Raw genomic sequence first — 17,279 nt, 5'->3', positions numbered from 1 at the left:
GCCCGGCCAATGGCGCCGGGCCCTTCTGCCAGGCCTCAGGCCAGGCCGTAGTTCGATTGGTTTCCATCCGCTACGACCGCCCGGTGTCCGGCCTGCCGCTTGGCGGCGTACAAGGCCTGATCCGCGCGGCGCATGATGTCCTCCAGGCTGCTGTCGGTCGGCAGGAAATGCGCAATCCCGACGCTGAGCGTGGGCACGGGATCGGTCGTGGCATACAGTTGCAGCGCCTGTCGCCCCACATCCAGCAGCCCTCGCGCCAGGGTGGTGATCTCGGCAATGCTGCGGCCGCCGCACAGCACGGCGAATTCATTGGCACCCAGGCGACCGAACACATGCTCTGGAGCCAGCAGAGGACTCACGGCGGCGGCCAGATCGCGCAGCGCTTGATCCCCTGCGGTATGGCCCAACCCCTCATTGATGGCTCTGAAGTAATCCACATCAAAGCTCAGGAGACAGGCCGGCAAGCCTTGCTGCCTGTGGACCGTATAGGCCTGAGCCAGCTCGCGCATAAAGCCCCGGCGATTGCGCAGCCCCGTCAACTCATCGGTCAGGCTCTGCTCCTGCAGCTGTTGCTGCAGGCGCTTGTTGGCCGTGATGTTGCCCGCCACCCAGACCACGGCCTGTTCACCCCAGAACAGCTCCTCCAGGGCACTGATGCGACCTTCGAACCAGGTCGCCTCGGCAGGCCCGCCCTGGGGAAGCCCCAACAGATCGGCTGCGCCCAGCTCGTACTCCACCACCAGCACCCGCTGGCTGCTCAGCGCCTCCCGGATCTGCTGCAGAAACCAGAGCGCCTTGGAGGGAGCCAGCACATCGGCAATGAACCGGCCGACCAGCGCCGTGGCGTCAGGGCGGCAGCGCTGATGCTCGCCACCGAGGACTGCGGCATAACGTCCCGACTCAGTGAAGACGAAGGTGGGGTCCGGCAGGCCGTTGCAGAGGCTTTTGTACTGGCGGGCAGTGAAAAATGGGGTGTCGGGCATGAGCGCAAGCAGAGCAGGATCGGGAAATTCGCGAAGAATCGTTTTTTCGACCGCCGGCAGTGAAACGGGCGTACCTCATGCGAAGATAACCGCCTGATGGCGGCTGTTCTTTCATCTAGATCAAACTATGAGTGGTGTGCTCACTTTCACTCAATCCTCGGAGCGCTCCGCTCTTTTCGCGCGCCGCTGCTGCTCGCGCTCATCGGCACGCTGGGTCTGCACATACAGCTGCTCTACCTGTTCGCGCGCCCAGGGCGTCTTGCGCAGAAACTTAAGGCTCGAGGAGATGCTGGGGTCCAGATTGAAGCAGCGCACGGGCACGCGGCGCCCTAGCTCGCGCCAGCCGTAATAATCCACCAGATCGGTAACGATGCGCTCAAGCGTCAGCCCATGCAGGGGGTTGCGCGGTTGTTCTTGGGAAGTCATGGGCGCATTGTCGGGGAATCACCCTCCAGGCGTCTGCTCCGGGGACAAGCGCCAGGCCGTGCAGGCCGCAGCGCCTCTCCCCGCCCAGCAGGGAACATGGGAAATGTGCCACGCCGAAAACATGGGTTTGGCTTTCCTGGGCAACGACAAGAGATCACACTTTTGCCAATCGGCCTGACAGGCGGCCCGCCGCAGCGGGCGCGAACGCAGCTTGCCTCAATGGCCTTGACGAGGCGCGAAGGAGCATCGAATGTCCAACCAACAGCAAGTCCCCGAAACCCGGGGGGTGGCAGTGCAAATGCTGGCCACGCTCGACCTGGGCCCCGAGATCGAAGGCATGGAGGGGCGCCAGCTTCGCATGCGCCTGGTGACCATGGCGCCAGGCGGCGTCTTCGGCCCGGTTCACGATCACAAAGACCGACCCGGCATGGTCTACATCCTCGAAGGATGCATTACCGACCACAGAAACGGCGTGGCCACCGACTATGGCCCGGGCGTGGGCTGGCCCGAAGACAGAAACACCACGCACTGGCTGGAAAACCGCTGCGCCGTGACGGCGGTGGAAATTTCGGTCGACATCATCAAGCTGCAGCAGGCTCCAGGCTAGGTGCCGTCAATCCAGGTGCCCTCAAGCGGCGGCCACAGCCGGGCGGCATACAGCTCAGGTGGCGCGCGGGGCCTGGACCTCGTACAGGCGCAGATCCCGCTGCCCGATCCCCAGCTCCGGCCAGGCGGCACGCCAGGCATGGATATGCGCGGAGGCGAAATGTGCATCCAGCGCCGCCTGATCGGCCCACAGCTCCTTCACATGGATCAGCCCCGGCACCAGCACATCCTCGGCATAGCCGTATTCAAGACAGCCCGGCTCGGCACGCGAGGCTTCCACCATGGCACGCATGGCAGGTCGCGCAAGCGCCAGGTTTTCGGATGGCAAACGCACGGTACCGACGATCAACAGCATGCCTTCTCCTCTTAAGCACAAGCAAACATCGTAGCAAGCGGCGCTCACTCGCTCTGCCCCGGGCGCAAAAAAGGGAGGGCAATGCCCTCCCTGAAACACCTTCCAGGCGTTGATGCTGATCAGCAGTCCTTGGCCATGGGCTCTCAGGCCCGCATGAAGGACTCGAAATAGGCGCTCAGTGCAGCGTGGTCGCCCAAGGGCAGAACCTGGGCCACATACTGGTCGGGACGCACCACCACCAGAGCACCCTGCTGGCGGTCGATGCCGCGCAGCTCGAAGATGTCCTGACCGGCATTCTTCAGATCAGGGCTGAACACCTTTTCATAGTCGATCATTCCCAACTGGCCCTTAGGGGGCAGCAGCAAGGCAGGCAGTGTCTCCAGCGCCACCTCGGTATAAGCCTGCGGGAACACGGCACGCAGATCAAAGATGCTGTCGATATCCTGGCCGGCCGGCGTGAAGCGGCGCAGCGGCGATGCCGCGTCGCTCTCCAGGAAGCGACACAGCGCCAGCAGGCCGGACTCGGGCTGCGCCAGGTCGTTCTGCCCTGCAAACGCATACAGGCGCCAGCGGCCATCGGCCTTGCCGCAGTGGCCCAGCTGCAAGGGCTTGGCGTCGGAGACGCGCACCACCGGTGCGGAATGGAAACGCATGCCCACCGTGAAGCCGCTGGCCAGTGCCTGATGCGTGGCCTGCCCCGTCAGCACGGAGGGCGCATAGTGCGTGCCCACGCCAGCCGTGAAGCGGCCATGCTGCTCGAAGTACTTCTGGAACTCTTTGGGGTCCACACCGCCCTGACCACCTTCCTTGGCCGGGTCGCTGAACATCTTGGCCCATTCGCGGTCGAAGTCGATCAGTTGCTGGGCCACGACCTGGCGCTCGGACGAATAGGTGTGCAGCAGCTCGGGCGCACATTGCTTGCGCAGCACGGCGGCCAGCTTCCAGCCCAGGTTGAAGCTGTCCTGCATGGAGAAATTCATGCCCTGGCCGGCCTTGGGGCTGTGGGTGTGGCAGGCATCGCCGGCGATGAAGACGCGCGGCAGGGGCGAGTCCGGCGTGGGCACGGCATCGACCACATCGTCATATTTGGCGCAGATGCGCTGGCCGATTTCATACACCGACCACCAGGGCACATTCTTGACGTCAAGCTTGTAGGGATGGAGCACGCGCTGGGCGGTTGCAATCAGCTGCTCCACCGTGATGTTGCGGCTGGCCACACGCTCGTCGGCATCGAGCTTGTCCATCTCCACATAAAAGCGCACCAGGTGGCCGCCTTCGCGCGGAATGATGAGCACATTACCCTGCTCGGACTGAATGGCCACCTTGTAGCGCACATCGGGAAAATCCGTCACGGCCAGCACATCCATCACGCCCCAGGCCTGATTGGCCGAGTCGCCGACCAGCTGGCGGCCGATGGCCCGGCGCACATTGCTGCGCGCGCCGTCGCAGCCCACCACATAGCGGGCCTGCACGGTTTCGATCTGACCGGCATGGGCGGCGTCGCAGCGCTCCAGCGTCACGGTGACCGGATAGTCCGCTGCGCCATGGTCGATCTTCACATCCAGCACGCGGCGGGCGTAGTGCGGCTCCAGACGGCTGGGCGAGTTGCGCATGCGCTCCAGATAGTGGTCGTGCACGCGCGCCTGATTCAGGATGACGTGAGGGAACTCGGACAGACCGTCTTCCGTATCCTGCACGCGGCCATGGCGGGCGATCCGGCCGGGCTGGCCGGGGTCTGGCTTCCAGAAGGTGACGTCGTTGATCCAGCAGGCCTCCTTGAGGATGGAGTCTGCAAACTCGAAGGCTTCGAACATTTCCATGGTGCGGCAGGCAATGCCGTCAGCCTGGCCCAGCTCCATCGGGCCTTCCTTTTGCTCCACGATGCAGGTACGGATATCCGGGAAGGCCGCCAGCTGCGCGGCCAGCGTCAGGCCGGCGGGGCCGCAACCCACGATCAGCACGTCGACCTGCGACGGAACGGCCTCGGTATGGGCAGGGGCCAGCGGCGAAGCCGGAGCGATCAAGGGGTTGCCGGGACGAAAACCGTTCAAATGAAACTGCATGGAGGCCTCAAGTTCTTCAAGTACGCAGACGCCAGTGTCTGCCCAATCAGTCCGCACACAAATAGTATGTATGCATACCAAATGCATGCATCGTATTATTCGAACCTTGAAATGCCAACCCCACCTAGGGAAAACCATGATTAACTCTGCACTGCCAAACGCTGCCTCAGACAGCGCCAGCAGCCCCTCCTTGTTTCCACGCCTGGAGGTGGAAACCTTTCCCGGCCACGGCATACGTCGCCTGCAGCAAGTGGCCGTGGCCGTGTTCAGCCAGGCCACGGAAGCCTGGGGTGTGACGCCACTGCAATTTGCCGTGCTGCAGAAACTGGTGCATCTGCCGGGCATAGACCAGCGCACGCTGAGCATGGAAGTGGGCTTTGACAAATCCACCATCGGCGGCGTGATCGACCGCCTGGAAGCACGTGGTCTGCTGCAGCGCCAGCACACGGCCAAGGATCGCCGCGTGCGCCTGCTGTCCCTGACGCCCGAGGGCCAGGCCCTGCTGACCGACGCCGGCCCGTCCGTGCTGCAAGCCCAGCAGCAGATGCTGGACCCGCTGAGCGAGACCGAGCGCGAGCTCTTCACACAGCTGATGCGCAAGGTCATCGAGCATCACGAGCAGCTCGCCCCCGAAGCGCAGACGCCCGCAGGTTGAGCCCCAACCGCAGAAAAAAGCCCCAGGCCGTCAGACCTGGGGCTTGGCTGTTCAGGGCCGGGCTTGCAACCGGGTCTGCAAGCTCCCGAACCGAGTCCTAGAACGGCATTTTTCCGGCACGCATCTCGGCCGCGATCTGCACCAGTACAGCCGGCAGATCGGCCACGCTGCGCACCACGTAATGGGCTCCGGCCTTTTTGAGCTTGGCTTCGGCCACGGCGACACGGGCCTCGACCTCTTGCTCGAGCGCACTGGCAAACTCCTGCACGCTATAGCCGACCTCGTTGCCCGACAGGCTCAGGCCCACGGTCCACATGCCTGCGCGCAGACCCTCCTCAATGCCGGGCACGGTGTCGTCCACCTTCACGCAGGCACGCACATCGCCAATGCCCAGCGCCAGCACATTCGCCAGTGCCATGAAGGGCCCGGGGCGGCCACCGGCTTCCAGCTCGTCGCCCGCCACCACATAGTCGGGCTTGAGGCCTGCGCCCTCGGCCTGCGGCAGCAACTGGTTGAGCACTTCGCGCGGGTAGCCCGAGCAGGAGCCGACCTTCAGGCCCTGGGCGCGCAGCCATTGCAGCGTCTGCACAGCGCCTGCTATGGGGGCAGAAAACTCGCCCACCTTGGCAATCTGCAAAGGCATGAAGCGCGCGTAGATGGCGTCCACATCCTCATCGGTCGGTGTCCGGCCAAAAGCGGTCTGCCACTGGGCAGCAATGCTTTCATCCTGCAGCAACTGGTGGATATGGTCCCATTTGGACAGGCCCATGGGCCCGCGCGCCTGGGCCAGGGTGATGGTGATGCCGAAGCTGGCAAAGGCTTCGACAAAAATCTGCGTGGGTGCGAGCGAACCAAAGTCCACCAGCGTGCCGGCCCAGTCAAAGATGACGGCTTGCAGCGGCGACAGATCGGCGGCGGGCTGGGACAGGGCCTGGGTTTCAGCTTGAGCGATGGAGTTCATGGTTTTCAGTGGTGGCGTCAAGGGGATGGAAAGCGGAAACCGGTTCAGGTTCCGGGACTCAGTTCAGAGAGCGAATGAAGTTACGGCCGCGCGGGCCATTGGCCGCTTTTTGCACCATGGCGCTCCAGGCGTCTGGCTGCACGCCATAGTGGGCCGGGTCGGTGGCAACGCCCAGACCTTGCAGAACGCTGCGCAGACACTCGATGGCTGAGGCAGGCGTGCTGGCATCGAAGATGGAGAGCAAGGCCGCATCGGCCGCCGCGTCTGCACCCAGCGCCATCTCCAGTACCAGCGGCAGGCTGAACGAGCAGGCCAGACCGTGCGGCACGCCATGCTGCAGCGTGATGTCGTAGGACAGCGAATGCGCCAGTGCGGTCTTGGTGTTGGAAAAAGCCAGGCCGGCCATCAGCGCTGCCTCGGCCATCTCGCTGCGCAGCTGCGCGCTGCCCAGATCCTGCATCAGCGCGGGCAGCGTGGCCAGGGTGCGGCGGGCCGACTGCACGGCCAGAGCCATGGAAACCGGGTTGCGGTTCACGTTCCAGATGGATTCCAGCGCATGCGACAGCGCATCCAGCCCCGAGGCCAGCGTGGCGCCGGCCGGCAGGCTGGTCATCAGCTCGGCATCGATCACCGCCGCCTCGGGCCAGGTGCAGGACTGGTGCAGCGAATACTTCTGGCCGGCGGCCTGATCCCAGATCGTGGCCCAGGGCGTGACTTCGCTGCCTGTTCCAGCCGTGGTGGGGATGGCGATCAAGGCCTTGTGCCCTCCCGCCCCCAACTGGCCGCCCTGCTTGAGCAGCGCCAGCAGGTCGGCAAACCGGCCACCGGGCGTATGGCAGATCAGGGCCTTGGCCGAGTCGATGGCGCTGCCGCCGCCCAGGGCCACGATCACAGGCACCTCGGCATGGTCACGCTGCACCTGCTCGTACAGCGGCGCCAGCCACTGCACATCGGGATTGGGAGCAATGCTGTCGATCACGCCGCGCAGCTGCGCACCCAGCAGCTGGCGCATGCGCTGCACCAGACCCAGGCTTTCGGCTTCGGGAAAAGTGACCAGCAGGCAGCTTCGCCCGGCCAGCAAGGCCGGCAGCTGATCGAGACTGTGGCGACCCACGCTGATGTGCACGGGGTTGTGATAGGTCCACACGAGAAAGCCTTTTGACGTTTTTTGAGCGAAATCAGCCCTTAGCGCTTATGTACCAAGCGCTGATAGCTCATATTTTTGATTTATACAAGGACTGCGGCGCACACCGGCACCGCAGCGGGATCAGTGGCGAGCGCCCTGCTGTATGCGGCTGCGCAGCCAGTTTGATGCCATGTCGGCGGCAATCACCATCACCGTGATGACGATGATGCAGGTCGCGGTTTCCTGGTAGCGGAACAGCTTGAGGCTGCTGACCAGCTCGAAGCCCAGACCGCCCGCACCCACCATGCCCAGCACGGTGGCCGAACGCAGATTGACCTCGAAGCGGTAGAGCACCACGGCAATCCAGGCGGTGATGACCTGGGGCACCACGCCGAAGGCGATGATCTGCAGCTGGCTGGCACCGGCGCTGCGCAAGGCCTGCAGCGGGCCGTCGTCGATCTCCTCGATCGCCTCGGCAAAGAACTTGGCCAGCATGCCCATGCCGTGCAGGGCCAGGGCCAGCACGCCGGGGAAGGGCCCCAGGCCCACGGCCGAGACAAACACCAGCGCCAGAATCAGCTCGTTGATGCTGCGGATCACATTGAGAAACTGGCGCGTGATGCGGCGCAGCCAATGCCAGCCGTGCAGATTGCCGGCCGCCACAAAGGACAGCGGCAGCGCCAGGATCACGCTGAGCAAAGTGCCCCAGATGGCGATCTGAATCGTCTCCAGCGCCGGTGCCCACAGGCGCGGCAGCATGCTCCAGTCCGGCGGCACCGAGCGCGAGAGAAAGTCCCCAATCTGCGGCATGCCGCCTGCCAGCTCGCTCCAGCTCATCTGCGCGCCCGCAGCGCTCCAGTGCAGCACCCAGCCGATGACCAGGGCCAGCGCGGCATAACCGAGCCAACCGCCCCGGCCTTGCGGGCGTGCGGCCGTCCATTGCCAGCGGTCTGGCTGCTTCAGGCTTTCGCTGCTCATGGCAGACCTCCTGCGGCTGCGGCTGGCGACATCGCCCCGGGCAGCCAGTTGCCGGCTGCGGTGCTGCTGACATGCAGCGCACCGCCCTGCCCTGCGGCATGTCCGGCGGGCTGCGGCTCGCCGCTGTAGATGGCGTTGAGCGCGGCCTCGTCCAGCATCGCCGGCACGCCGTCAAACACCATGCGCCCCTGCGACAGGCCGACGATGCGATCGCCAAACTCCCGGGCGTAATCGACCTGGTGCAGATTGCAGACCACGGCAATGCCCAGCTCGCGCGTGGCATCGCGCAGATACTGCAGCACGCTGCGCGCGGTCTTGGGGTCCAGGCTGGCCACGGGCTCGTCGGCCAGAATCACCTGCGGCTGCTGCGCCAGCGCACGGGCAATGCCCACGCGCTGCATCTGTCCGCCCGAGAGTGCCTCGGTGCGCTCGTCGGCCTTGTGGGCCAGGCCCACGCGCTGCAGGCATGCGTCGGCCAGTGCGATATCGCTTTGCTTGAATAGCTGCAGCACCGAGGCCAGCGTGCCGACCTGGCCCAGCCGCCCCGTGAGCACGTTCTTGCGCACCGACAGGCGCTGCACCAGGTTGTGGTGCTGGAAGACCATGGCCACATGGCGGGCCAGCTCACGGCGCGAGTGCCTGCGCATCAGGTCGATGCCGCCCACCTGCAACTGGCCGCTGTCGGGCTGGTTCAGCCCGTTCATGCAGCGCAGCAAGGTGGACTTGCCCGCACCCGACAGGCCCAGCATGACCACGAACTCGCCGGCCTTCACATCCATGTCGATGCCGTGCAGCACATGGTTGCTGCCATAGCTTTTGCGCAGATTGCGGATGCTGATCATTTCATCTTCCCGAGGTCCAGATTCAGCGCCTTGGCGGTCTGGCGCACCACGTCATAGGCCTGATCGTTGGTGGGCGCAAACCCGTTGAGCTCGCCACGGTCGCCCCAGGGCAGGCCCTTGATCTCGGCCAGTGCCGCAGCCACTTTCTTCTTGGTGGCTTCGTCCAGATTCTTGCGCCAGGCCATGGGCGACTCGGGGATGTCCTTGGAGCGCCAGATGACCTGGAAGTCCTCGGCCTTCACATGGCCCTTGGCGACAGCCGTCTGGAAGATGGGATCGGCCACGGCCGCCGCGTCCACCTTGCCGTTGGCCACGGCCATGATGCTGGCGTCATGCGAGCCCGAGAAGATCACGCGGGAGAAATACTTGTCGGTATCGATGCCCTCGCCCTTGAGGCCGGCCTTGGGAAACAGATGGCCCGATGCCGAGCTGGGATCGACAAACGCAAAGGTCTTGCCCTGCAGCTGGGGCACGGTGCTCAGGCCCTTGTCCTTCTTGCTGATGATGATGCTGTTGTACGAGCTCTTGCCGGACTTCTTGGCCACGGGGATGGCGAAGGCCTCGGCATTCGCCAGCTGGCTGGCCAGCACATAGGAGAAGGGGCCGAAATAGGCCACGTCGATCTTGCCCGAGCGCATGGCCTCGATCACGCCGTTGTAGTCATTGGCCACAAAGGGCTTGATCTTCAGGCCGGTCTTGGCGGCCAGCTGATCCATCACCTGCTGGCTGGCGCGCATCATGGCCTGGGCGTCCTCGGAAGGAATCAGGCCCACGCGCAGCTCGGTGGGCTGCTGCGCCATGACGCCGGTGGTGGCGGCAAGCGTCAGGCTGGCGGCTGCGGCTTTCAGCCAGGTTTTGCGGGTCATCGTCATGAAGTTCATCCTTTGCAAGTGCGTCTGTAGGGTGCGGCTGGGCTTCCGCCATCGCACCGTCACTGCAGTGCGTTGATGCAAATATTAGGGACGACATATGACTGTCATGTGAAGGTTTCAGAATCAGTTTTGACAGCTTCCATAGATCAAACCTTGAGATGAAATTTGCATGAGCACCGCCCGCTACCGAGCCTTTATCGCCGTGGCCCAGCAAGGCAGCCTGAGCGCAGCCGCCCGCGCCCTGGGCGTGAGCCAGCCCACGATCTCCAGCCAGATCGCCACGCTGGAGAGGCAAAGCCAGATCGAACTCTTCCATCGCCAGGGCTATCGCATGACGCTCACCGGCGCCGGCCACAAGCTCATGACGCTGGCGCAGAAGCTGCTCGCGCTGGAGTCGGAAACCGAGTTCTTTCTGCGTGACTCGGGCCAGCTCAACCAGGGCGAACTCAAGATCGGCGCCGTGGGGCCCTTCCATGTGATCGAGATGGTGGCGGCCTACAGCGCCCGCCATCCCGGCATGAAGCTGTCGATACGCATGGGCAACTCGCAGCAGGTGCTGCACGATCTGGAGAACTACACCACCGACGTGGCCGTGCTGGCCGGTCTGTATGACAGGCCCGAGCTGCTGGCGCGCGAATATGCGCGCCACGCCATCATCCTGTTTGCCCATGTCGACCATCCGCTGGCAAGGCGCGAGCAGGTCGAGCTGGGCGAGCTGCACGGCCTGCCGCTCTTGCTGCGCGAGCAAGGCTCGACCACGCGCACCGCCATCGAGAAAGCGCTGCAGGCCGCCGACGTGAAGCCCCGCACCCAGCTGGAGATCGGCAGCCGCGAAGCCATACGCGAGGCCGTGGCGCGCGGCCTGGGCATCGGCGCCGTGTCCGAGGCCGAATTCATTGCCGACCCGCGCTTTCGGCCCGTGCGCATTGCCGGCGACCCGGCCAGCACCACCACCTACGTCTATTGCATGAAGGAACGCAGCGAAAGCCTGCTGGTGCGCTCCTTCCTCAAGGCCATTGAAGGCAGCGCGGCGCCCGACCTGCCCGTACTGCTGACCGCTCCAAAACCCTTGATCGCTCCAACGGCCAAGAAGCTGGCGTAATTCGTCAAACCCTCTGCCCCCCTTGCGCCGAGAATTTTTTGACAGTGCGGCCCGGTGCACTGGCAAAGCGGTGGCTGCCGGGCAGTCAAGAAACAGAGGAGACGATGATGAAACAAAGCAAGCTCTGGAGGGTCGTGGCCCTGACAACCGGCCTGAGCCTCAGTGCAGCGGCCATGGCGCAGCAGGCCCCCTGGCCCGTCAAGCCCATACGCCTGGTGGTCGGCGGCCCGGCCGGCGGCAATGCCGATTCGCTGGCACGCCTGCTCGCCGATGGCATGCAAAAACAGCTGGGCAAGCCGGTGATTGTCGAATCCAAGCCCGGCGCGGCCGGCGTACTGGCCGTCAACGACCTGCTTGCCAACGGCAAGGACGCCCACACGTTCTTGCTGATCCAGGGCGGCATCGTCAGCGAAACGCCACTGGCCTACAAGGTCAGCTATCAGCCGTTCAAGGACCTGAAGCCGCTGGCCCAGCTCAGCCGCAACGGCCTGGTACTGATTGCCAACAAGGACTTCCCGGCCGGCAATCTGCAACAGCTGGCCGACTACGGCAAAAAGCAGCCTGACGGGCTGGACTTCGCCTCCTATGCCACGGGCATGCGCGGCCATACCTCGGGCATGCTGCTCGGGCAGTTGCTCAATATCAAGATGAAGCACCTGGGCTACAAGGGCTCTCCCCCGGCGCTTAGCGATCTCATGGGCGGCCATGTGCCGCTGATGATGGACGGTCTCACCACCTCCCTGCCGCTGATCAAGGCCGGCAAGGTCAAGGCACTGGCCGTGAACTACCCCACGCGCATGGTGCAACTGCCCGATGTGCCCACCTTCAAGGAGCTGGGCTATCCGCAGCTGGCCGAGGTGAGCTGGTTCGGCGTCTGGTCGCGCCCCGATATTCCGGCCGATGTGCAGGCCAGGGTCAGAGAGATTGCGCTGCAGTATTTCAAGCAGCCCCAGGTCGAGGCCAGGCTCAGGGACATGGGCATGGAATCGGGCACCGACGCCAGCTCGCAAGCGCTGATGAGCGAGCTGCAAAAGGCCTACCAGCACCAGCAGGCCCTGCTCAAGTCCATCGATTACCAGCCCCAGTAAGCAGCCGCAAAGCCAAGGCCGGCGCCGGGGTCAGACCCTGCCCTGCACACGCCTGCTGCCACTGCGGTCGATGATCACAGCCCCCCTCTTCCGCTATGGCAGTTGCATGGCGGCTCAAACCCTGCCCGATCAGCGGAACTGCCAGGCGGGTGTACTGGCCCGATGACATCTGGGCAGGGGCAGCCACACCCTCTGCGTTTGCGGCCTTGCCTGCAGCCATCCGCCCCAGGATATGCGTCCCAGGTCAGAACACCGGCCCGGTCGCGAGGCTCCAGTGCACGCAGCGGCCGAAACGCCAGCTTTTTCAGTTGACGCTTCAACCGCTGCAGCAAGGATCGGTGGCCGCCCACCTGAAAGGCTGGCTCGCGATGCGCCCCATCACGGCAATACCGCATGCCTGCCCGCGTCCCGCGAAGGCGCCGGCAATCACGGCACATGCAACCACAGCCTTGGCAACCCAGGCCCGGCACAGGTGCCGGCCTGCGGGAGACGAAGATGGATAAAAAGACAAAGTCTCATGGATGGGGCTCCTTGTATCGTTACAAGCCAGTGCAATGCGCTGGCAGTTCTCGCCGTCAGCTCTGCCCGGCAGCTGCGGCACTGCAGGTCTTTCGGCGCTGACCTGATTCGGCGGGGCATCGACTGGCGGTTCTAGGCCCTCTCCAGCTGCTTCATCAGATACCGGCGCATCAGCTCGGCCATCTGCTCTGCCAACTCGCCATCCACACGCCAGAGGCCTTGGCTGGTGATGATTTCAAAGCCGCTTCGCATGGCGGGCACATGACGGCTCAGGCTGTAGCCGATCAGCTGTGCTTCAAGGCTGGCAGCTAGCGCCTGCGGCACAGGTGCCGGCGACGGCGTGGGGTCTGGGTCGGGGTCGACCTCTGCTTCCAGCGCAGAGTCATGGCCTTCCCCGAACTGCTCGAAGAGACTTGTTTTCATATCAGAGCCCTATTTGGGCGCTGTGCCATGGAGTGGCGCGTACTGCGGCAGAAATGCCATCTATGCCAGATGACGCTGCTGCAGCTCCCGCAAGGAACGGTTTATTGCAAAGCTTTTTGCAAATGCGAATTCCGGGTACCCGCCTTCCACGGCTCAGGCCGGTCAGGGATACACCACCGTCACCGTGGCCTGAGCCCCCAGCACTCCAGTAGGAAGAGTGCCCGTCACTCCCGGCGCACGCACATACTGCGCATAGAAATCATGCACAAAATTCGAGCCCGCCATGGTGTTGCTGTTGCTCACGGCTGGTGGATTGGCCGGCAGCCCGCTGCCCGTGGGTGGGGGACCATATTGCACGGGCGTGCTGTTGCTGCCCTGATAGAGCCTGAGATTGACCTGGCCTGACAGCGAACCGCTGGAGCTATTGAGGTAATCCTTGATCGCACCGGCAGCAGCAGTGTCGGTGAAGTAAATGGCGTAATTGCTGTTTGCACCGCAGTTGACCGCATTGATATTGAATCGCGTCTCGCTTGTTGCCCCCGCTGTGCGTGCAGCGCCATTGGCAGGCACATTGCCAGTCGTAGAGAAATTGAGCCCAACGGTCTGATTCAAGTCACCGATCGGAAACTGGCAGGTAGGCGTCGGCGGCTTGGGCAGCTCAGGCAACGAGATGGATCCCCCAACACCCAGCGCCTGTGCGAAGCCGGAAAGAACGGGAGTACATGACTGGTTGGTAGGTGATGCGGTATTGTCCCTGACAGTCGGCATGATCTGTATGCCGTTCAGTATTGTTTCGCGGGTAAAGTCACCGGTACCGCCGGCATACGCCCTGACATCGGTCACTACCAGTTCGAACTTCCATTTGTGCTTGTACTGCTTGGTGGAGACATTCGTGGTGAACGTCGTGTTGAGAAAGTTCGATGTACTGGTGGTGACAACCTTGCCGATCGGCGGAAGCAGGCTGGTGTTCACCGCTGCATTGGAAACGTCGTCATAGCCTGCATAGCTCCATCGCAGGCCCAGACCCGGAAACGTGGCCAGAGGAATGGTCTGGTATGCGCCTAGTTGAGTAGGCCTCACGACCGTGACCAGCATCGCGTAGTTCTGCAAAGTACTGGTGGCAGTGACACTCTGGCTAAAAGTTGTTTCTGCGACCGTCACACCGTTCGCAATGCCACCAAGGCTGGTCACAATAGTCCACGGCCCTTCGGATTGGATTCCACTTGCAAAGCATGCCTGACCACCTCCTGCGATAGCATTGGGCGCATGCAGCACACTGGCGGTTACGGCACAGGCTGCCAATGCCTTGGTAAACCAGACCCAGCGCGGAGAAGAAGAACGAGAAAGTGTTTTCATGGATCGAATTCCTTGTTAAGTGCAACGAACTTGGTCGTTGACAACGTGATCAAGAGCCCTGCTTGGACGCCAGATCGGGATCGGTAGCCTGGGCCACGCCGGATCCGTTTTTGCTTGGGGAGGAAGGTACGGGCTTGACTTCGGTACAGCTCAGTGCAACACGCTGGTAGTTCTCGCCCTGCGCCTTGGCCGGGAGCTCATAGGCAACACGGCACTCCTGCTCTTCCCAGATGACGCGCAACTGGCCCTGCTCCTGGTCCTGCTCCAGCATGGTCAGCACACGGCCACGCGGGTCGGTAATACCGAGTCGCTGCCCATTGGCGCCTTCCACAATCGCGCCAAACGGCATGGGCGAGCCATCGGGCTGGGTCAGTTCGAACTGGACGCGGCGGCCCTCTTCGCTCTTGAAGGTGACCAGCGGCACGGCACCGCGGCGCGGTACGACCTGCTCCATACCGCCCTCGATCTCGACGTCGGCACTCAGGCCCTTGCCGTCAATGGCAATCCAGTTGGCACGATACGGAACGGCATTGGGCACGACGGCATACCCGTTGTTACCCGTTGCCACGCCGCTATAGCTGGACACCCGCACGCCAGGCACCGCTGGCGAGACCTGGGCCAGTGCAAAGGTTTCGCCCAGGGGCTGGCCGAGGTTGACGCCGCCCTGGTGCGCAACGATGGAGCCATTGGCCTGCAGCGACGCGGTGTTCGAGCGGTTACCGTAGGAATAACCGGCATTGAGCACGGCCACCGAGGTCGCAGCACCCAGGAAGGCGGAGGCCGAAGCGTCGCCGTTGACGTCGCGCTGCCCCATCACCGAGTAGCTGATGTCGCGGTCGTTGGGAAGCCTGCCGTTGATACCCGTCTGCACAGTGGTGCCGGCCTTCTGGTGGCCCACATTGGTGTACATATTGGGAGCATTGCCGCCCTTGCCCAGCGGGAAGGTCACGGACAGAAAGACCCCGGTGTCGCTATAGCGGCCGCCCGCATACTGCGCACTCGCGACATTGCGCGAATGCGTCAGGCTCAGGTTGAAAGACGCAGGCCCCAGGGAGTTGCTATAGCCTGCGGAGACACTGCTGGACTTGGAGCCATCCCAGTTGCGACCCGCAGATGCACTGGTATAGACGCTGCCGTAGCGTGTGCCGACGCCGAGGGTCTGGCTCAGATACATACTCAGTTGGGTTCGCGGCAGTATGGAGCGAAAACTCTGCCCGCTTGCATCGCCAACCCAGTTCCTGGCCTGGACATGGTCGTTCAGATTGCGAAAGCCTTCGTTCAGGCTTTCCTGGGCCGTGAAGGAAACCTGGGTGGCGGTGCTTTCGAAGAACTTGCGATAGATAAAACGCAGGCGGGTGCCGGCATCAGAGTCGCCGTTGACGCTGCTGCGCGAGTGCGAAGCATCGAGCGAAAAGGCACCAGCTTCGGTGTTCAAGCCCGCGCCCCCCGAGAAGATCTGATAACCCGGCGCCGCCTGCAAGCCGCCAGCCAGCGTGATATTGCTGGTCAGACCGTAGAGGACCGAGGTGCTGCCAAAAGCCGGCGTGCTGCCGCCGTTGTAGTTGTTGCGAAACTGACCAACCGTGGCGTCGTACTTCAGGCGCCCCTCACGCACCATCAGCGGCGGCGCGGAAAATGCCTGAACCGATACGCGGCGCCTGCCGTCGGCCTCGACCACGGTGATTTCGAGATTGCCGTTCGTGCCCGAGGGCGCCAGATCGGTGATCTCGAATGGGCCCGGAGCCACATTGGTGGTGTAGATCAGAAATCCGTTCTGGCGCACTTCGATGGTCGCGTTCGACTCGGCATTGCCGCGAATCACGGGCGCATAGCCCTGCATGCTGTCGGGCAGCATGGCGTCGTCGGACGCCATCTGCACGCCACGAAAGCGCACGCTATCGAACAACGGCGACGAGGTATAGGTTTCGCCCAACCAGAGCTGGCTGCGCAGATCGGTCAGATCGCGCTGAATATAGGTGTTCTGGCTGCGGAACTGGGTCGATTGCTGCGAGCCGCTGCTGAGGTAGGAATTGTTGCGGAAATGCCAGGGGCCGATATTGACACCCATGCTCAGGCCCAAATTGGTCGTACGCTGGTCAGGCATGCCGCCCGAGTTGTTGGTAAAACGCGAGCTGAAGTTGTAATTGGCAAAGGCCACGGGCACGCCGTCGCTCCACTGCGACGGCTCCACATAGCCGCGCCGTGCCTGGCTCATATAGGCCTGGGGAATGTTCACATTCAGACGCAGGCGTGCTGCATCGAATTGCGCGGTGGCTTGCGGAATCAGCTCGGGCAGGCGCAGGCAGGACGAATCCTGACCGGCAGCCTGATCCAAGTCGATCTTGGACATGTCCACGCCAGCCTGCATGAGTATGTCTTTGGTAAAGCAGGGCTCGACCTCGCCGGTCTTGGCGTTCAGCGAGAACAGCATGTCGATACGGCTGGACTGCAGCGTGTTGACAAAAAGGTCAACACGGTAGTTGCCGGCAATAATCTCGCTGCTGGACAGCAGGGTCTTGACGTCAACACTAGCCCCCAGCCCTTGCAGGAAGGCCGTGCTGAAACCCTTCATCACACCCTGGCTCAGGGCGGCATGATCGAGCGCGGCCACATCCAAGGCAGCCACCTGCACGGGCGCTTTCTGATCGGCGTTGCCGCCAGACTGCACGGCCTTGCGCTCAGCCGTGGACGACGGAGCCATTTGCGCTACGGTCTGCGATGCTTCTGGAGCCGCCGCCGAGACTTCTTGCGCAAAGGCCCAATAGGGCAGAAACACACCCAGCGAACCAAACAGAATCTGGTACAGCGGGTTCAGACGAAACGACGTACTGCTACCGCGAGACGGTGCAAAGGGAACCTTGGACTTCAGCTTGCTCATGATTGAACACTTGGGGATAGAGAATTTCAGACAAAAGCCCCCTCCG

General features: G+C 63.4%; 16 protein-coding genes. 4 read left to right on the top strand and 12 right to left on the bottom strand.

Annotated elements, in window-relative coordinates; genetic code table 11:
- Positions 1 to 35: 35 nt before the first annotated feature.
- Positions 36 to 983, bottom strand: a complete 948-nt coding sequence (locus ACLBXN_RS07800; RefSeq protein ID WP_447611738.1) for a diguanylate cyclase — start codon at positions 981 to 983, stop codon at positions 36 to 38.
- A gap of 150 nt (positions 984 to 1,133) precedes the next feature.
- Entirely contained in the window at positions 1,134 to 1,409 is a 276-nt protein-coding gene (locus tag ACLBXN_RS07795; protein WP_211458484.1) for a VF530 family protein, read from the bottom strand.
- 250 nt (positions 1,410 to 1,659) lie between these two features.
- On the opposite strand from ACLBXN_RS07795, the gene ACLBXN_RS07790 reads away from it, so the two are divergent.
- On the top strand, positions 1,660 to 2,016 hold the full coding sequence (locus tag ACLBXN_RS07790; protein WP_447611737.1) for a cupin domain-containing protein: 357 nt from the start codon (positions 1,660 to 1,662) through the stop codon (positions 2,014 to 2,016).
- A 54-nt stretch (positions 2,017 to 2,070) separates the two neighbouring features.
- On the opposite strand, the gene ACLBXN_RS07785 is transcribed toward ACLBXN_RS07790, so the two are convergent.
- Together ACLBXN_RS07785 and ACLBXN_RS07780 are read right to left on the bottom strand one after the other, a co-directional pair.
- Positions 2,071 to 2,370, bottom strand: coding sequence for a putative quinol monooxygenase (locus ACLBXN_RS07785; RefSeq protein ID WP_447611736.1), 300 nt, complete (start codon positions 2,368 to 2,370; stop codon positions 2,071 to 2,073).
- A gap of 143 nt (positions 2,371 to 2,513) precedes the next feature.
- The gene (locus ACLBXN_RS07780; protein WP_447611735.1) at positions 2,514 to 4,433 is read right to left on the bottom strand and encodes an FAD-binding monooxygenase; all 1,920 of its coding nucleotides are present in this window, start codon (positions 4,431 to 4,433) and stop codon (positions 2,514 to 2,516) included.
- 136 nt (positions 4,434 to 4,569) lie between these two features.
- Here ACLBXN_RS07780 and ACLBXN_RS07775 point away from each other — a divergent pair, with 136 nt between their 5' ends.
- Complete coding sequence (locus ACLBXN_RS07775; protein WP_447611734.1) at positions 4,570 to 5,088, top strand: MarR family winged helix-turn-helix transcriptional regulator; 519 nt, start codon at positions 4,570 to 4,572, stop codon at positions 5,086 to 5,088.
- Positions 5,089 to 5,185: 97 nt separating this feature from the next.
- On the opposite strand, the gene phnX is transcribed toward ACLBXN_RS07775, so the two are convergent.
- The 5 genes from phnX to phnD all read right to left on the bottom strand — a co-directional run bounded on the left by phnX (position 5,186) and on the right by phnD (position 9,867).
- Positions 5,186 to 6,049: a phosphonoacetaldehyde hydrolase gene (gene phnX, locus ACLBXN_RS07770; RefSeq protein ID WP_447611733.1), complete on the bottom strand. Its 864-nt coding sequence runs from the start codon at positions 6,047 to 6,049 to the stop codon at positions 5,186 to 5,188.
- 58 nt (positions 6,050 to 6,107) lie between these two features.
- Entirely contained in the window at positions 6,108 to 7,196 is a 1,089-nt protein-coding gene (gene psrA / locus ACLBXN_RS07765; protein ID WP_447611732.1) for an iron-containing alcohol dehydrogenase PsrA, read from the bottom strand.
- Positions 7,197 to 7,316: 120 nt separating this feature from the next.
- On the bottom strand, positions 7,317 to 8,153 hold the full coding sequence (phnE, locus tag ACLBXN_RS07760) for a phosphonate ABC transporter, permease protein PhnE (RefSeq protein ID WP_211458470.1): 837 nt from the start codon (positions 8,151 to 8,153) through the stop codon (positions 7,317 to 7,319).
- Positions 8,150 to 8,995, bottom strand: coding sequence for a phosphonate ABC transporter ATP-binding protein (gene phnC / locus ACLBXN_RS07755; protein ID WP_447611731.1), 846 nt, complete (start codon positions 8,993 to 8,995; stop codon positions 8,150 to 8,152). The genes phnE and phnC overlap by 4 nt, the downstream gene beginning before the upstream one ends.
- Positions 8,992 to 9,867 carry a phosphonate ABC transporter substrate-binding protein gene (gene phnD / locus ACLBXN_RS07750; RefSeq protein ID WP_087081655.1) on the bottom strand — a complete coding sequence of 292 codons (876 nt, stop codon included), beginning with the start codon at positions 9,865 to 9,867 and terminating at the stop codon, positions 8,992 to 8,994. Before phnD ends, phnC begins: the two co-directional genes overlap by 4 nt.
- A gap of 169 nt (positions 9,868 to 10,036) precedes the next feature.
- Here phnD and ACLBXN_RS07745 point away from each other — a divergent pair, with 169 nt between their 5' ends.
- Both ACLBXN_RS07745 and ACLBXN_RS07740 read left to right on the top strand, forming a co-directional pair.
- Entirely contained in the window at positions 10,037 to 10,969 is a 933-nt protein-coding gene (locus ACLBXN_RS07745) for a LysR substrate-binding domain-containing protein (RefSeq protein WP_447611730.1), read from the top strand.
- Positions 10,970 to 11,076: 107 nt separating this feature from the next.
- Positions 11,077 to 12,057 carry a Bug family tripartite tricarboxylate transporter substrate binding protein gene (locus ACLBXN_RS07740; RefSeq protein WP_447611729.1) on the top strand — a complete coding sequence of 327 codons (981 nt, stop codon included), beginning with the start codon at positions 11,077 to 11,079 and terminating at the stop codon, positions 12,055 to 12,057.
- Positions 12,058 to 12,708: 651 nt separating this feature from the next.
- Here ACLBXN_RS07740 and ACLBXN_RS07735 read toward each other — a convergent pair.
- The 3 genes from ACLBXN_RS07735 to ACLBXN_RS07725 all read right to left on the bottom strand — a co-directional run bounded on the left by ACLBXN_RS07735 (position 12,709) and on the right by ACLBXN_RS07725 (position 17,233).
- Positions 12,709 to 12,999 carry a hypothetical protein gene (locus ACLBXN_RS07735; RefSeq protein WP_447611728.1) on the bottom strand — a complete coding sequence of 97 codons (291 nt, stop codon included), beginning with the start codon at positions 12,997 to 12,999 and terminating at the stop codon, positions 12,709 to 12,711.
- 162 nt (positions 13,000 to 13,161) lie between these two features.
- Complete coding sequence (locus ACLBXN_RS07730; RefSeq protein ID WP_447611727.1) at positions 13,162 to 14,355, bottom strand: fimbrial protein; 1,194 nt, start codon at positions 14,353 to 14,355, stop codon at positions 13,162 to 13,164.
- 49 nt (positions 14,356 to 14,404) lie between these two features.
- Entirely contained in the window at positions 14,405 to 17,233 is a 2,829-nt protein-coding gene (locus ACLBXN_RS07725) for a fimbria/pilus outer membrane usher protein (protein WP_447611726.1), read from the bottom strand.
- Positions 17,234 to 17,279 lie beyond the last annotated feature (46 nt).

This window comes from Comamonas sp. C24C, from assembly GCF_053345995.1.
This window is presented reverse-complemented; position numbering and strand designations above follow the sequence as displayed.

Coding starts and splice junctions, on each gene's coding strand:
- ACLBXN_RS07800 (WP_447611738.1), bottom strand. CDS start 983: ATGCCCGACACCCCATTTTTCACTGCCCGCCAGTACAAAAGCCTCTGC.
- ACLBXN_RS07795 (WP_211458484.1), bottom strand. CDS start 1,409: ATGACTTCCCAAGAACAACCGCGCAACCCCCTGCATGGGCTGACGCTT.
- ACLBXN_RS07790 (WP_447611737.1), top strand. CDS start 1,660: ATGTCCAACCAACAGCAAGTCCCCGAAACCCGGGGGGTGGCAGTGCAA.
- ACLBXN_RS07785 (WP_447611736.1), bottom strand. CDS start 2,370: ATGCTGTTGATCGTCGGTACCGTGCGTTTGCCATCCGAAAACCTGGCG.
- ACLBXN_RS07780 (WP_447611735.1), bottom strand. CDS start 4,433: ATGCAGTTTCATTTGAACGGTTTTCGTCCCGGCAACCCCTTGATCGCT.
- ACLBXN_RS07775 (WP_447611734.1), top strand. CDS start 4,570: ATGATTAACTCTGCACTGCCAAACGCTGCCTCAGACAGCGCCAGCAGC.
- phnX (WP_447611733.1), bottom strand. CDS start 6,049: ATGAACTCCATCGCTCAAGCTGAAACCCAGGCCCTGTCCCAGCCCGCC.
- phnE (WP_211458470.1), bottom strand. CDS start 8,153: ATGAGCAGCGAAAGCCTGAAGCAGCCAGACCGCTGGCAATGGACGGCC.
- phnC (WP_447611731.1), bottom strand. CDS start 8,995: ATGATCAGCATCCGCAATCTGCGCAAAAGCTATGGCAGCAACCATGTG.
- phnD (WP_087081655.1), bottom strand. CDS start 9,867: ATGACGATGACCCGCAAAACCTGGCTGAAAGCCGCAGCCGCCAGCCTG.
- ACLBXN_RS07745 (WP_447611730.1), top strand. CDS start 10,037: ATGAGCACCGCCCGCTACCGAGCCTTTATCGCCGTGGCCCAGCAAGGC.
- ACLBXN_RS07740 (WP_447611729.1), top strand. CDS start 11,077: ATGAAACAAAGCAAGCTCTGGAGGGTCGTGGCCCTGACAACCGGCCTG.
- ACLBXN_RS07735 (WP_447611728.1), bottom strand. CDS start 12,999: ATGAAAACAAGTCTCTTCGAGCAGTTCGGGGAAGGCCATGACTCTGCG.
- ACLBXN_RS07730 (WP_447611727.1), bottom strand. CDS start 14,355: ATGAAAACACTTTCTCGTTCTTCTTCTCCGCGCTGGGTCTGGTTTACC.
- ACLBXN_RS07725 (WP_447611726.1), bottom strand. CDS start 17,233: ATGAGCAAGCTGAAGTCCAAGGTTCCCTTTGCACCGTCTCGCGGTAGC.